This window comes from Luteibacter jiangsuensis (assembly GCF_030812295.1).
Classification (GTDB): Bacteria; Pseudomonadota; Gammaproteobacteria; order Xanthomonadales; family Rhodanobacteraceae; genus Luteibacter; species Luteibacter jiangsuensis_A.
Genome location: NZ_JAUSSK010000001.1, coordinates 533,052 through 548,256 on the forward strand (window position 1 = coordinate 533,052; position 15,205 = coordinate 548,256).

The 15,205-nt window shown below is 65.0% G+C and carries 11 protein-coding genes; 3 read left to right on the forward strand and 8 right to left on the reverse strand.

What is annotated here, in order from left to right; all coding sequences use genetic code 11:
- Positions 1 to 36 precede the first annotated feature (36 nt).
- The 5 genes from J2T07_RS02290 to J2T07_RS02310 are packed head-to-tail and all read right to left on the reverse strand — an operon-like array spanning position 37 to position 3,982.
- Positions 37 to 747, reverse strand: a complete 711-nt coding sequence (locus J2T07_RS02290) for a hypothetical protein (protein WP_306846949.1) — start codon at positions 745 to 747, stop codon at positions 37 to 39.
- 13 nt (positions 748 to 760) lie between these two features.
- Entirely contained in the window at positions 761 to 1,483 is a 723-nt protein-coding gene (locus J2T07_RS02295; protein ID WP_306846950.1) for a DUF3299 domain-containing protein, read from the reverse strand.
- Positions 1,483 to 2,739: an ABC transporter permease gene (locus tag J2T07_RS02300; RefSeq protein WP_306846951.1), complete on the reverse strand. Its 1,257-nt coding sequence runs from the start codon at positions 2,737 to 2,739 to the stop codon at positions 1,483 to 1,485. Before J2T07_RS02300 ends, J2T07_RS02295 begins: the two co-directional genes overlap by 1 nt.
- 5 nt (positions 2,740 to 2,744) lie before the next feature.
- Positions 2,745 to 3,461, reverse strand: coding sequence for an ABC transporter ATP-binding protein (locus tag J2T07_RS02305; RefSeq protein ID WP_306846952.1), 717 nt, complete (start codon positions 3,459 to 3,461; stop codon positions 2,745 to 2,747).
- Positions 3,458 to 3,982 (reverse strand): ZrgA family zinc uptake protein, encoded by a 525-nt coding sequence (locus J2T07_RS02310; RefSeq protein ID WP_306846953.1) that lies wholly within the window; start codon positions 3,980 to 3,982, stop codon positions 3,458 to 3,460. Before J2T07_RS02310 ends, J2T07_RS02305 begins: the two co-directional genes overlap by 4 nt.
- A 97-nt stretch (positions 3,983 to 4,079) precedes the next feature.
- Here J2T07_RS02310 and J2T07_RS02315 point away from each other — a divergent pair, with 97 nt between their 5' ends.
- Complete coding sequence (locus tag J2T07_RS02315; RefSeq protein WP_306846954.1) at positions 4,080 to 5,333, forward strand: phospholipase D-like domain-containing protein; 1,254 nt, start codon at positions 4,080 to 4,082, stop codon at positions 5,331 to 5,333.
- On the opposite strand, the gene J2T07_RS02320 is transcribed toward J2T07_RS02315, so the two are convergent.
- Both J2T07_RS02320 and J2T07_RS02325 read right to left on the reverse strand, forming a co-directional pair.
- The gene (locus J2T07_RS02320) at positions 5,317 to 8,328 is read right to left on the reverse strand and encodes a TonB-dependent receptor (protein WP_306846955.1); all 3,012 of its coding nucleotides are present in this window, start codon (positions 8,326 to 8,328) and stop codon (positions 5,317 to 5,319) included. The genes J2T07_RS02315 and J2T07_RS02320 overlap by 17 nt on opposite strands.
- A gap of 198 nt (positions 8,329 to 8,526) precedes the next feature.
- Entirely contained in the window at positions 8,527 to 9,357 is an 831-nt protein-coding gene (locus J2T07_RS02325) for an oxidoreductase (protein WP_306846956.1), read from the reverse strand.
- Between the two features lie 105 nt (positions 9,358 to 9,462).
- Between J2T07_RS02325 and J2T07_RS02330 the strand changes: the two genes are divergently transcribed.
- Positions 9,463 to 10,395, forward strand: a complete 933-nt coding sequence (locus J2T07_RS02330; RefSeq protein ID WP_306846957.1) for an AraC family transcriptional regulator — start codon at positions 9,463 to 9,465, stop codon at positions 10,393 to 10,395.
- A 27-nt stretch (positions 10,396 to 10,422) separates the two neighbouring features.
- Here J2T07_RS02330 and glgP read toward each other — a convergent pair whose 3' ends face one another.
- Positions 10,423 to 12,909 (reverse strand): alpha-glucan family phosphorylase, encoded by a 2,487-nt coding sequence (glgP, locus tag J2T07_RS02335; RefSeq protein ID WP_306846958.1) that lies wholly within the window; start codon positions 12,907 to 12,909, stop codon positions 10,423 to 10,425.
- Positions 12,910 to 13,020: 111 nt separating this feature from the next.
- Here glgP and glgX point away from each other — a divergent pair, with 111 nt between their 5' ends.
- Positions 13,021 to 15,174, forward strand: coding sequence for a glycogen debranching protein GlgX (gene glgX / locus J2T07_RS02340; protein ID WP_306846959.1), 2,154 nt, complete (start codon positions 13,021 to 13,023; stop codon positions 15,172 to 15,174).
- Positions 15,175 to 15,205: the final 31 nt, after the last annotated feature.

Here is a 15,205-nt window from a genome sequence, read left to right on the forward strand (position 1 = left end):
TGGAAAACGGGATACGGCTGTCACGAGGTTTTTTTCCTACTGGCACGTGGCAGGCAGGCCACTGATCAGGTGCTGGATATGGCCGGCTGCCTGCTCAGGAGAGGCCCCCTCGGTGTGGCAGAGCCGGAGAATGTTGGAGCGGGCGTTCGCGCGAAGGCCGGCGCATTGCCAGGCACGAGGCGAGTCGAGGGGCAACATGGCATAGGCGACGGAAGTGCAGCTGTCCCTCACCCGTTGATCGAGGGGGACATGCTTGAATTCCGCCGGGACGATCGATAGCCCGGGGTCGAAGTAGCTGTCGGGAAAGGCCGCGGCATACGCTTCAGGGTCGAGGCTGCGCGTGTAGTCGCCTATATGCAGGGTCACCGGACTGACGCAGCTTGCTTGCCGAACCCTGTCGTCGACCACGACGGTGACATCGTGCCGGAAGTTTTCCGACGTCCCACCGTCTCCTCCTCCGGCAACGAGCGCCGGCACGTGCGCCAACACGGCCATCCTGGGAAGGTCATGGGCGCGCGAAGGCATGCAACGTCCCCGAAGCGCGGCAGCGACGAGAAAGACCACGTCGTCGGCGACAGCGTCGTCCGCGATCATTCGCTTCCCTACTCGTTCCGCCGCATCCCGATCCGCGCCATCCTTCCTGGCCGGCGGGCGCGCATCGCCCGGCAAGGTTTGCTGGGGTGTCCATATCAGTGCGACGGCGGCCAGCACACCCACCAGGGCGGAGACGGTAACCCACCTTTTCATCGTGTGGCGAGGCTCATTCGAATGCCTGGCGTAACCGCTCGGCGTCGGAGTCGTGGTACGGCTCGAGAACCGCGTCACCCATGCCATAGGCGGACGCGGCCATGGCGTTCTGCGTAACCTCGGTGTGCAGCACCCCCTTGAGGGTCAAGGGGTCATACAGGCTCGGGGTATCGATGCCATGGGCAAGCTTCACGTGGATGAGCATGTTCGGCGGTGGCGGCGGCACATGGATGCACGCGCCATAAAAAGGCACGAAGAAGAACTCCAGCATCTTCCCGTCGTCATCGGATTCCAGGGGCACGACGTAACCCGAGAGCTTCACTTTCTGGTTGTCGAGCGCCTCGACCGTATGCAACGTACCGACCTGTTTCATGCGCTGGTTGCCGACGTGCAGCACGGGGGGCGCGTTCTCGAGCGTCTTGATGTCCTCGGGCGGGACCATGTGGCTCCAGTCGAGATCGGCATAGCCGTTTTCGTCGGGCTGGCCGAGCAACGCCGCACCTGCGGGAGTCACCGCCTTCGGCGCCCCATGGGCGGCGGCAAACGCGCGTGCCGCCACGATGCCGGCGACCTGGGCCTTGGCCCTCGCCGTACGCATGGCGTCGGCTTCGGCCTGTGCCGATGCCAGCGCCGATGTGGCCGAGCCTGCCGGCTCGCCTCGCGGGGCGTCCGCGGGGTCGCTGCACGCGGTGAGGAACGCGCTGGAAACGACGAACAGGATCGCATTGCGTTTCATCACAGGCGCACCTGCAGGCCGTCGGCCAGCGAGCGACGATACGCCACCCAGCCAGGGATGCATCCCGCCAGCGAGCCCAGGGCGAGTACGAGCAGCAATAACGGCCATTCGCCAGGCGCGGGGGTTCCGTCGATCACCAGCCCCGCCGTACTGATCAGGTAATCGTGTGCAAGTGCCGTCGCCGCATCGAGCAGGGCGACACCGGCAAGCATGCCGCCTATCGTCAAGAGCGTGCTTTCCATCACCAGCAGCGCGAAGACCGTGCGCGTCGACGCTCCCACCGCCCGTAGTACGGCCATCTCGCGCCGACGCTCACCAAGCATCCCCAGGAGCGCGGTCAACATGCCGGACATGCCGACCAGCAAGACCATCCCACTGACGACACGCAAGGCATTTTCAGCCGTGCCGACCAGGTGCCAGAGTTCACCCAGTGCAACCCCGGGCAGGACGGCCAGCAGGGGCTCTTCGGGATATTCGTTGATGGCGCGTTGTACGGCGAACGCGGACAGACGGGAGCGCAGGCCGACGAGCGTGGCCGTGATGGCCTTCGGGGTCAGGTCCATGTGCCGCGCCTGTTCGGCGGACGCTTCCATGCCCGGCAACCGGATGCCGGAATGCCAGTCGACATGGATGGCTTCGATGGCTTCCAGGCTGACGGCGATCGTGGCATCGACAGGCGTGCCGGTGGGTGACATGACTCCGCTCACGCGGAACGGCTTGTCCGCATGGGAGGCGAGATGGGGGCCGCCAAGGCCGTGCGACAGAACCAGGCTGTCGCCGACCTTGTAGTGAAGCTGGCGGGCGACTTCCGAGCCAATGACCGCGTCATAGAGATCGGAAAACGGCTTGCCGCTGGCAAAGGCAAGCGCGTTGCCTCGTCCGTAGTGGTAGTGGTCGAAGAAGGCGGTCGAGGTCCCGGTCACCCGGAAGCCGCGGTGCGAATCACCGAGCGAGAGCGGAACGGTCCACGCCACCTCGGGCATCGCCCGTATATCCTGGTAGCTCTTCCAGGTGATGTTGTTCGTGGCTTCGCCGATGTGGAAGATGGAATAAAGCAGCAATGTCACCGGCCCGCTCCGGGCCCCGACCAGGAGGTCGGTGCCCGAAACGGTACTTGCAAAACCCTGCCTCGCTTCGATGCGGACGCGTTCAACACCCAGCAGCAGGAAGACACTCAATGCGATGGTGAATACGGTCAGGGCGACCCCCGCCTTTCGCTGGCGGAGGCTCTTGAGCGTCAGGGAAAACAGCCTCATCGAAATCAGGACTCCCGGCTGTCGCGCGGATCGCCATCGAGCGTCACGCCGCGGTCGAAGTGGCGCGCAAGGGCAAGGTCATGGCTGACGAAGACGACACCGGTTCCATGGCGGGCGCATTCATCGAGCAGCAGCGTCAGGAACGCATCGCGGCTCGCCGCATCCAGAGCGGAAGTCGGCTCGTCAGCCAGCAGGAGTTCGGGGCCTCCGATGAGCGCACGCGCGGCGGCGACGCGTTGCTGTTGCCCCACGCTGAGTTCCCCTGTCCGTGCATGTGACCACGTCCGTTGGCCAAGGCCGAGCGCGCCGAGAAGTCGTGTCGCCTCGCTTGTCATCAGGGAACGGGTCGCGCCGGCCCGCCGGCTGCGCTCCGCGGACCATGCGCAGCCCAGCAGCACATTTTCCACGGGCGTAAGGAACGGAAGCAGGTTGAACTGCTGGAAGATGTAGCCCAGGTGATTGGCGCGAAAGCGATCCCTCGCACGGGCAGCCATCGAGGCAAAGGACATGCCGAGAATCCTTACATCGCCGTCGGTCGGCGCAAGCACGCCGGACAGCAAACCGAGCACCGTGCTTTTCCCGCTGCCGCTTGGCCCGCCAAGGAACAAGCGCTCGCCAGGTGCCAGTTCGAGGTCCCCCAGGACGAGAGCCGCACTCGACCCCGGCCACGTGTGGCGAAGCGACCGTGTGCTCACGAGAGGAGAGGACGCCGGCCCGATCATTGCCGCACGTCGACCCGGGTAGCGCTGCCCTCGAGATCCTGCTGGTTGCTGCCAGACGCGGTGATGATGTCGACGACCACCTTCCGGACCGCCGGGAAGGCGGACGCAAGGCGGACATCCACATGGTCGAGCTCGGCCACCTTTCGGCAGGCATAGTGGTATTCCGCATCGAAGTCGGCGTGTCCACCAGGCTCCGCTGCGTCGCCGAACCCGTGAGGTGACACCTTCGCTGAAGCGAGGGTGCAGCCGGCGGCGGAAGCCGGCACGAGCCAACCGGCGCCGGTGAGCGTAGCCGTCGCCCTGTCGACCGCCGAACGCTCCCGCGGCGAAGCCGGCGGATGCTCGAAGCCCACGGCGTCGTGCCCCGGTACGCTGACCTGCACGTCCATCAGGCCACCGTCGACCGACATGTTCACGCTCGCCTGTCCATGAATGTGTGGCCCGAGCTGTCTCTCTGCAGCATTCGCCATCATCGGCAAGGCCGCCAGCAGAAACGGGAATACCATCATGTGCATCTTCATGGCCAAGGGGAGGCAAACGCCGAGGTGCGGCAACCCATGAACGTTATGTTATAACATCATCATCAAGCAAGCCCCATTGGATGTGCGGAGCAGCCCTATGCATACGATCCCGAACCGCCTGAGCACGCGGGCGTTTGTCCACGCCATGCTTTGCGCAGCCCTGTCCATGATTCCCCTCGTCGCCGTCGCCTCGAAAGAATCGCCTTCGCCGAATGCGTTCGAATGGGTCGAAAGCGTGCCGGAGGGCACCTCTTACGGACTTCCCGACACGGCGAGGACAGCGCCGACCTGGCTGTCGATGGTGCGCGGAGCGAAAGATCACATCGATATCGCGGCGTTTTACCTGAGCAACCCGCCCGGCGCTGGGCTCGCTCCCGTCATCGACGCGCTTGTGGCGCAGGGAAAAAAGGGTGTCCGGATCAATATCCTCGTCGACAGCAGCTTCATGCATGAGAGCCAACCGGCGGTCGATACGCTGAAAGACGCCCCGGGCATTACCGTCCGCCAGATGCCGGTCAAGGACATGACGGGTGGCGTGTTGCACGTGAAGTTCATGGAAGTGGACGGCCGCGATGTTTTCGTGGGCAGCCAGAACTGGGACTGGCGAGCCATCCAGCACATCCATGAGGTCGGTGCGCGCATATCCGACCCACGCATCGGGGCGACCTTCCAGGCGGAGTTCGACCATCTCTGGCATCTGGCCGGAAATCCGGCCGACGCGCGCCTTGCCTCGCCTCTGGTACCTCCACCATCGTTCGAGCCCGTGACCGAACTCGCTCCCGTGGTCATCGATGGTGCCGGCCAGCCCAGCACCGTCTTCCCCGCCTTCAGCCCGGATGCCCTGCAGCCTGCCTGGCTAACGAGCGAGGCGCCCACCCTCGCCCTGCTTCTCGGTCAGGCCCGGAAGAGCATTCGTCTGCAGGTCATGACGCTGTCGGCGTTCAAGGATTTCGGGCCCAAGGGCTACTGGGGATTGCTCGATGCCGCGCTTCGCGACGCGGCGGCTCGCGGCGTGAAGGTGCAAGTGATCGTGGCCGACTGGGCGCTCCGTGGGCAGGACCTGGCTTACCTGCAAAGCCTTGCCGTCTTGCCAGGCATCGAAATCCGCTATTCGACGGTACCGCAGGCAACATCCGGCCCGATTCCCTATGCGCGTGTGGAGCATGCGAAGTACGTGATGGTCGACGACGAGCTCGCCTTTGTCGGTACGGGGAATTGGAGCTGGAGCTATTTCGAGAGCACGGTAGACGCTTCGCTCTTTATCCACGGTCCACTGGCCCGTCCACTCGGAAGAATTTTCGACGCGGACTGGAACGGGCCTTATGTGAAACCACTCAAAAGTCATAACTGACCGACAACCGCGCGTAGCGCGGCTGCTGGCGGATCGTCACCGTGCGGTACAGCGGATTCGTCAGCTGCGGACTGAGTTCGCTGTACGGCGACAGCTGCAACGGGCGCTGCTCGTTCGTGAGGTTGAAGATGTTCGCGCTGAAGCTGAGCTTGTGGTCGGCGAAGGCCGGGCTATACGTCGCGCCGATGTCCAACTGGCGGGTCCACGGTAGCCTGCCCTGCTTGCCCGGAGCCGACGGCTCGCCGTTGCAGAAGTGGTAGAGGCTGCCGTACGAGAGCGGATCGGTACCCTTGGCGCCATAGAAGCCCAGGCAATGCTTCGGACTGCCAGAAATGATCGCCAGGTTCGCCGACACCAGCCACTCCGGATCGATCTGGTAATAACCATAGAGCTTGATCTGATGCGTGTGATCGTTGTTCTGCGGGCCATTGGCGAACTGCATGATCGAGGCGCCGTCCCAATCGTAACTGGTGGAGGCGTTGGCCTGGCTGACGTCCGAACGCAGCTGGCCCTCGGTGTTGCCGTAGCTTCGCGAAAACACGTAGTCGAACTTGGCGTACCAGCGACCGTCGAACGGATGCTCGAGCAGCGTTTCCAGGCTGTAGTACTGTCGCTTGAGCTTCGGGAAACCGAGATCCGCGTTGCTCATCGGTACTTCCACGTAGTTCCCGCTCGCGTCCACCAGCGTGAAGGTGTTGGCGCGGCCGGGATTGATCAGGAAGCAGCTGTTGCTGGTGGAGGCGTCGTAGCCGAGCGAAGCGGCCTTGGCCAGCACCGCGTCGCGGTCGCAGTAATCGTCGATGGCGTTACGCAGGCTGCGGTACATCAGCTTCGCACCGTAGACCCACGACGGACCCGCCGTCTTCGTGAAGCCGAGGATGTACTCGTCCTGCTTCTCGGCCGTGAGACCCTTGGCCGTGGTCATCTTCGGATCGGGTTGCTGGCCGTAAAGATTCAAGCCCGAGACGGGGCCGGACATCGGCGTCAGGCCGGTGGGCGTGCCATCGCTCGCGATGCCGCTGTAAGTGTAGTACTGGACGGTGTTGGTCGTCGCCGCCGCCGAGTTGAGTGCCGGATTCAGAGGCAGGCCAAGGTAATAGCGGCCGGCGTTGCCATAGACCTTGAAGCTGGCGTCACCGAGCACATCCCAGCTGAAGCCCAGGCGAGGCGCCCACTGAGGCTTGGTCTGCGTGATATAGGCCTGGCTGGCCGAATCGTAGTTGGTGAACTGGTCGTTGCGCAGGCCCAGCTGCAACAGCAAGCGGTCGTTCACTTGCCACTTGTCTTCGATGTACTGCGCACGCTGCGTCGAGCGGACGGTGGCGATCTGGCTATAGGTATTCTTCTGCACGAAATAGCCCTCCGCGCCATTCGGGAAATCACCCGTGGCGCCCACACCGAGATCGGAGTTGATGGGCACGTCCGGCAACGACTGGCTGTACGACCAGGTGTAGCCCGGCCCCGAGGACTCGCTGCCCTGGTCGGAGGCCTTGGCCGTCAGGTTGTCGATACCCACGCTGATCGTGTGCGAACCGATGGCGTAAGCGAGATCCAGCCGGGTATTGGTGGTGAAGTTGCCCCGGTTCGGGTCGCTCAGGCCGTCCGTGGTCTGCGCGTTGCCGATGGGCACGCCGCCGTTCAGCGCGGGATTCTGGTTCACGTCGCCGTCGATGTACGTGAGGCTGCCATCGTAGTTGGCCGGTGCCTGGTACGACCGCGTATGCATCTTGCCGTACTCGGCGGTGAGCGTCAGCGCGTCGGTGATATAGCTGGTGAACTTGCCGCTCCACAGGTCGCCACCGTTCTTCTGCCGGTCGGCATCGTTGACGAAGGCGCCCCGCCGCTTCGCGACATAGTCGTAGTCGTAGTACGTGCCGTTGGTCTCGGTCTTGTCGGATGCACCGGTGAGCTCGAGGATATTGCTGTCGGTGATGTTCCAGTCGAGCTTGGTATACCAGCGCGGCATGGTGCTCCGTGATTTCTCGAACGAGTTGCTGGCCTCTTCGTTGGCGATCGTCTGCGTGTCGTGACGCTCCACTTCCGCCGCCGCGAAGATGTACAACTTGTCCTTGATCAGCGGACCGCCGGCATAGACCGATGCCGTGCTTCCCGTGTCGCGATTGTCGCGGTTGTACGCATACAGGTTGCCGGCCTTGGCGGACTGCGGCACGCCGCTGGCGTAATAATCGTTGGCGCCCTTGGCACGGGCGAACTGCGGCTCCCACAGGAACTGGACGCCGTAGTGCCAGGTATTGGTACCGCGCTTGCCCACCGCGTTGATCACGCCACCGTCGGAGCGGCCGTACTGCGCGCTGTAGCCACCTGTATAGACCTCTTCCTGGTCGATCGCGCCATACGGCAACGTGATGCCGCCCAATGCCTGCAATGGATCGGTCGTATTGAAGCCATTGATGTAATAGGCGTTGGCGTTCGCGGACGAGCCACCGAAGCTCACCAGCGACTTACCGGTGTCGCTGGTGAAACCGCCGTTGTTCGGCACCACGCCGGGAGCGAGTTGGGCGATCTGCTCGGCGGTGCGGCCAAGCGGCAACTTGGCCAATTGCTGCGCGTCGATCACGGTGCGTGAATCCACACTGGCCACGTCGATCGGTGGCGTCGTATTGGCCGACACCTGCACGCCATCCAGCTTCGTCGCCTGCGGCGCGGCGGTCGAGAACGAGACCTCGCTCGCGTTGCCGACGCGGACCGCCACGTTCTGACGCGTCTCGACCACCGAACCGTTCTGCAACAACGTCACCGTGTAATCGCCGATGGGCAGCGCGGGCGAACGATAGTGACCGCTGGCGTCCACCGGAAGGTCGCGGCTGACGCCGCTCTGGTTCTCCACCCGGACCGTCGTCCCGGCCGCCACCGGCACCTCGCCGAAAAGGCTGCCGGTGGTCGACTGCGCGAAAGCCGCGGGCGCGCAGGCTACCGCCAGGGCCACGCACAGTGCGCGGAGGGGGAGACGCCGGGAAGAATGCAGTGTCGACATGGCAAGGACTCGAGATACGGCACGGCCAGGCACACGGGAACCTCCCATGGACCGGGAATGCGAGTGGATGGGAACGCCCGGCCCGAGAGGGCCGACGCCCCAACTTCTAGCATCGAGTAAACGTTTACACAACGGTTACATGCGCGTTACGTAAATCTCGCAAGTTCTTGCGCGAAAACCGGATTTTCGAACGCGAGGTCAGCCATCCGTCGACCGCGTCAGGCCCTCCCAACGGTCGATGTCCGCTGTCATGGCGGCCAGTTTTTCGCGTACGAGGGATAGCGCGTCGCTGCCGAGCAGGAGGTGCGCGGGCGGCTCGGGCAGGCTGGTCAGATCCAGGATGGCTTTCGCCGCCTTGGCGGGATCGCCGAGTTGCTTGCCACTCTTTTCCTGGCGGGCCCGGCGGATGGGATCGAACAATGCGTCGTAATCCGGAATGCTGCGCGGGGAACGCTGCATCGAGCGTCCCGCCCAATCCGTCCTGAAGCTGCCCGGCGCCACGGCGGTCACATGCACGCCGAAGGGACGCAGTTCCTTGCCCACTACCTCGCTTATCCCTTCGAGGGCGAACTTGCTTCCACAGTAGTACGCGATGCCGGGCATCGTGATGAAACCACCCATCGACGTGATGTTGACGATGTGTCCCCTGCGGCGCTCGCGGAAACGCGGCACGAACGCGTGGGTGACCGCGACGGCACCGAACACGTTGACCTCGAACTGCCGGCGCATCTCATGGAGCGGCGATTCCTCGAAGACACCCTCATGGCCGTAGCCCGCGTTGTTCACGAGGACATCGACCGGGCCGAAGTGGGCTTCCGCGTCGGCCACCACGCCGGGTATCGCGTCCATATCGGTCACGTCCAGGACGACGGCATGGGCACGGCCATTGTCCAGGGCCTCGAAAGCGAGGCGCGCCTCCTCGTTGCGCACCGTGCCTATCACCGTATGACCGGCCGCCAGGGCTTCGCGGGAGAGGGCCAGCCCGAAGCCGCTGCTGACGCCGGTGATGAAGAAGGTCTTGCTTGTCATGATGATCTCCTGGTCAGGAACTGGGCTCATGGTAGGGATCCCGTGCCTTGTCTCCCATGACCTGGCATGTGGCGTCATTGCCTGATCCTATGAGAGAGTGGAACCATGGACCCGCTTCTGCGCCATCGCATGATCGCCCTCCTCCGTGACCTTGCTCCGGACGAAGGCTACACGCTGACCACGCTGCCGGACGTGCGCCTCCTGCGTTCCGACCGGCCGTTGAGCCAGACCCCCGTGCTCTACGAGCCCGGCATCGTCATCGTCGTGCAGGGACGCAAGCGCGGTTTCCTGGGAGACGAGGTTTTCGTCTACGACGACCAGCACTACCTCGTCGTCTCGGTGCCCGTGCCGTTCACGATGGAGACGGATGCCTCGGCCGATGAACCGCTGCTCGCCATCTACTTCCGTCTTGACCATGCCATGGCCGCCGGGGTCTGCATGCAGCTGGACGAACGGCGAGGCGCATCGTCGGCAACACCCAAGGGCCTTTATTCCTCGCCGATGGAAGCGTCGCTCGCGATCTCCGTCCTGCGCCTTCTGGAAGCGTTGGCGAACCCGCCGGATGACGACATGCTCGGACCCGCGCTCCTGCGCGAAATCTACTATCGCGTGCTTTCCGGTGCACAAGGCGGATCGCTACGTGCCGCGCTGACCCAGCAGGGCAAGTTCGGCATGGTGGCCCGTGCGATCCGCACCATTCACAGCCGCTATGCCGAGGCACTCGGCGTCGACGAACTCGCGGGCGAAGCGGCGATGAGCGCCCCCACCTTCCATGCGCACTTCCGCGCCATGACAGGCACCTCGCCGATGCGCTACGTGCAGTCCACGCGCCTGCACCGGGCGCGCCTGCTGATGCTTCGCGAGCACGCCACGGCGGCGGCGGCCGCCGCCGCCGTCGGCTACGAAAGCGCGTCGCAGTTCAGCCGTGAGTTCAAGCGGCTGTTCGGAAGGCCGCCGGTCGAGGAAGTGGAGCGGATGAAGCGAAGCTTTGCGATGCCGGCGGCGCGGGTGCCATCGACGTACGTGTCGTCGCATTGAAGCGTGCTCGACGATCGATCGTGGGGATCAGCGCTGCCACGCGATGAAGGGAAGTTCGGCGGGCAGGAAGGCATCGTCGTTCCAGGGGCGCACGCGCGCCGTATATCGTCCCGGCGCGTGCGCCGCCGGGACACCGGCCGAGAACTCGTAACCACCGATCACACCGCTGACCGACGCGCCCTCCCGCATCGGGATGCATTGCATCGGAAACCCCTCGCCCTCTTCCGCATACAACTCCACGCGCACCCATGCCAGGGGAAGGTCGCCGAGATAGACGTGGGCGCGGAATCGCCATTGCTCACCATCCAGCGTGATGTCGACATCGCCGAAGCGCACTTCGTGCCAGTGCGATGCGACGGTGTCGCTCCATTCGGCGAGGCCTGGCGCGGAGTCCTTTTTCTTGCGTTTCCTGAGCGCGCGGGTCGCCGGTCGATAGAAGTCGTCCAGGTACGCGAGCAGCATGCGGTTGCTGCTGAAGCTGGGCGCGAGCCGCGTCATGCTCGCCCGCATGCGAGCGACCCATCGTCGAGGTATGTCATGCGCATCTCGTTCGTAGAAGCTGGGCACGATCTCGTCTTCGAGCAGCCGGTACAGTTCATGGGCATCTTCCGCATCCCCACCGCCGCCATCGATGGCCCATCCGGAAGTGGCGTCGTACGCCTCCGCCCACCATCCATCCAGCGTCGAGACGTTGAGTCCGCCGTTGACCAGTGCCTTCATGCCGCTGGTGCCACAGGCTTCCCACGGGCGCCATGGGGTGTTGATCCAGGCATCGACGCCCTGCACCAGACGTTGCGCGATCGCCAGATCGTAGTCCTCCAGGAATACCACCCTGCCCGCCAGACAGGGGCGCCGCGCGAACTCCAGCCATGCCCGCACCTGTCGCTTGCCTGCTTCGTCGTCCGGGTGGGCTTTTCCCGCGACGATCAGTTGCACGGGCCGGGTCGTGTTCGTCAACAACGCCACGAGACGCTCCTCGTCGTGCAAGAGCAGCGTCATCCGCTTGTATTCAGCGAACCGCCGGGCCATCCCCAGTGTCAGGATGTTCGGATCGAGCACCTGCCCGGCCAGCGACACCCGCTCGGGGTCCTCGCCTCGTTGCCCGAGCTGCAAAGCGAGGCGATCGCGCGCGTAGTGCACCAGGTCGGCGCGTTGGTCGGCCGCGAGCTCCCATAAATCGGCGTCCTCGCACGTCGCCACGGACGCAAGGCACGTCGACTCGCGAAGCCACCGATCCTGGCCACAAGCGCTCGTCCATAGCGCATCGGCCCATGACGAATCCCATGATGGCATGTGTACGCCATTCGTGACGTGGCGCACCGGTACCTCATGGACCGGCCAGCGCGGATAGAGCCGCTCGAACAACCGGCGGCTGACCTCGCCGTGCAGCCGGCTGACCGCGCTCGATTGTGCACACCCGCGCAAGGCAAGGTAGGTCATGTTGAAGGGCTCGGCATCGTCGTTGGGGTCCACCCGCCCCAGCGCCATCAGTTCCTGCAGCGAGATACCGCAATCGGCCAGGAGGCCTTTCGCATATTTATGGATGAGTGCCGGAGCGAACGCGTCGAAGCCGGCCGCGACAGGCGTGTGGGTGGTGAAGACATTGCCCGCCCGGGTGGTCCACCATGCCTCGCGGAACGACAACCGGCGCTCGTGCATGCAGCGCCTGGCGCGTTCGAGCACGAGTAGCGCCGCATGGCCCTCGTTGAGGTGGCATACGTCCACGTCCACCCCGAGCGCCTCCAGCAGCCTCCATCCACCGATACCGAGCACGACTTCCTGGAGCAGGCGCATCTCCGGACCGCCGCCGTAGAGTCGCGACGTGATGCCCCGGTCGACGGGGGCGTTGCTCACGTGATTGCTGTCGAGCAGGTATAGGTCGACGCGACCGACCTGGGCGCGCCACACACGCAGGCGCAGCGTGCGCCCCGGCAGGGGAAGGTCCAGTTCCAGCGCGGAGCCATCCGGATCGAACGCGGGCTGGATCGGCAGGCTCGTCGGATCGTTGTAGGGGTACACGGCATCCTGGTTGCCCGCGTTGTCGATCGTCTGGCGAAAATATCCCTGCTGGTACAACAGGCCGATCCCCAGCATGGGTACGCCGAGGTCGCTTGCCGTCTTCAGGTAATCGCCCGCGAGCACGCCCAGGCCGCCCGCATAAAGCGGCAGCGCCTCGCTCAGGCCGAACTCCATGCTGAAGTAGGCGATCGTGCGCGGCATGGCTTCGGACGGCGTCGCGGCGCAAAGCCCCGGCGTGGCGAAGTAACGGCGACGCCCATCCATCGCCCTGTCCAGTCGCGAGGTGAACCCCTCGTCCGCGTCCAACTCGTCGAGGCGGTGCCTCGAGACATTCTGTAATACCACCCAGGGATTGTGTGTCTGGTGCCACAGATCCGGATCCACCTCTTGCCACAGTGCGTCCACGGCGTGGTTCCACGTCCAGCGCAGGTCGAGGGCCAGTTCGGTCAAGCCTTCCAGACCGCCAGGCAAGGCACGTGGCAAGACAGGATGCATACGCGTTCGACTTTCGCGCTTGTTCGCCTCATGGGTATTGACGAGGATCAAGCTGGTCGATGAGTCCGGAGGCATAGTCGCTGCGACCCCTCTGCAACGAGAAACTGGCGAGTGAGCATCCCGTTCGTGCTAGCCGACGGTTCCGCGCATGCCCTTGGCGCGCACTGGGATGGGTACGGAGTCAACATCGCTGTCCGCTCGCGCCATGCCGTGCGCGTGGACTGGTGCCTGTTCGACGAGCAAGGCGAGCGGGAAATCGCGCGGCTACCCCTGCCCGCGCGGGATGGGGACGTCTGGCACGGCTATCTGAAGGGAGCGGGCCCGGGGCTTGTCTATGGGCTTCGCGTGCACGGTCCCTATGCCCCGCGGGAGGGGCATCGATTCAATCCTGACAAATTGCTCATCGATCCGTACACGAGGGCACTCAGGGGGCGACTCCAGTGGTGCGCCGCGGTGTTCGGTTACGCGGACGGATCGCCGGACGACCCGGCGGCGGCCGACCGGGTGGACAGCGCGCCGTTCGTCCCCAAGTGCGTGGTCACGCCGGCCTTGCCTTCGCTGTCGCTCCGGCCGGCACGGCCGCGCATCCCGTGGACCGATACGGTGATCTACGAGGTACACGTGAAAGGTTGCAGCATGCGGCACCCGGGGGTCCCCGCGCCGATCCGCGGCACCGTGGCCGCGCTGGCGGAACCCGCGCTGGTCAGGTACTGGCGCGACCTGGGCATCACCACCCTGGAGTTGATGCCGATGGCGGCATTCCTCGACGAAGCCCACCTCGTCCGCCACGGACTGACGGACTATTGGGGCTACAACCCGATCGCGCCGCTCGCCGTGCACGCGCCCTACCTCGCGAGCGGAAGCCCGATGGAGCTGGCCGCGACGGTGGATCGCCTGCACGAGGCGGGGCTCGAGGTCATCGTGGACATCGTCCTCAACCATACGGCCGAGACCGGCGCGTACGGTCCGACGCTCTGCCTGCGCGGCCTGGACAACGCGACGTATTACCGGCTCGAACCCGGTCATCCCGAACGCTACGTTGACGATGCCGGTTGTGGCAACACGCTCGATCCGGCACAGCCGGCCGTCATCGCCTGGTTCCACGCGACGCTCCGTTACTGGGCATGCGAGATCGGTGTCGACGGATTTCGCTTCGACCTGGCGACCTTGCTGGGGCGAAGCCCGGCAGGAGCGTTCGACCGCAATGCGCCCCTTTGGCGGACCATCGCCGCCGATCCGGACCTGCGTGACCTCAAGCTGATCGCCGAACCCTGGGATCCCGGGTCGGGAGATGGGGCGTTGGGCGCGTTTCCGGAGCCGATCCGCGAATGGAACGACAGGTATCGCGATGACGTCCGTCGATTCTGGCGTGGCGATCGTGGCGCGCGTGGCTCGCTGGCGACTCGCTTCGCCGGTTCCAGCGATATCTTCGGGCGCGCCGTCCGCGGGCCGTCGCTGGGGATCGGATTCATCACATGTCACGATGGCTTCACGCTCGCCGACCTGACGGCGTATGCGCGGAAACACAACGAAGGCAATGCGCAGGACAACCGCGACGGCTCCGATACGAACTGGAGCGCCAACGGCGGCGTGGAAGGCGATACGGACGATACCGCCCTGCTCCTCCGCCGACGCCGGCGACGCTGCGCCATGCTCGGCACGCTGCTGTTGTCCCGGGGTGTCCCGATGCTGCTAGGGGGCGATGAGCTATCGCGCACGCAACGTGGCAACAACAACGCGTTCTGCCATGACAACGAACTCAGTTGGCTGGACTGGACGGCGCAGGGGGACCCGCTGCGCGACCTCCGCTCTTTCGTCACGCAGGCGCTTCGCTTGCGCCGTGAGCTACGTTTCCCTTGCGAGGATGCCTTCTATTCCGGCGCGCCGATTTCCACGAGCCACGACGACAAGGACATCCGCTGGCTGGAACCGGACGGAACCGAGGTCAACGTGCACGGATGGGACGACCCCACACGGCAAGCGCTTGGCGTGCTCGTCGCGTGGGTCGGGGCTGCCCGCGATGACCCCCAGCGCATGTTCCTCGCGTTCAATCCGTGCGATATGGCGTTGTCCTTTCGTCTTCCCGCACCGCACGGCGTCCAGCACTGGACGGTCGTGCTCGACGCCGACGCTGTCGCCGTCCGTGGCGATGCGCACGACATGCCCTGTGGCACCGTCCTCGTGCCGGCGGGTGGCCTGATGGCCTGGGTGTCCACCATGACTCCGCTTGATCCCGGTCAAGACGCCCCCCCGGCCACGGCCTAGGCTTGGTCTGCGGCTCATGCCGGGAGGTTTC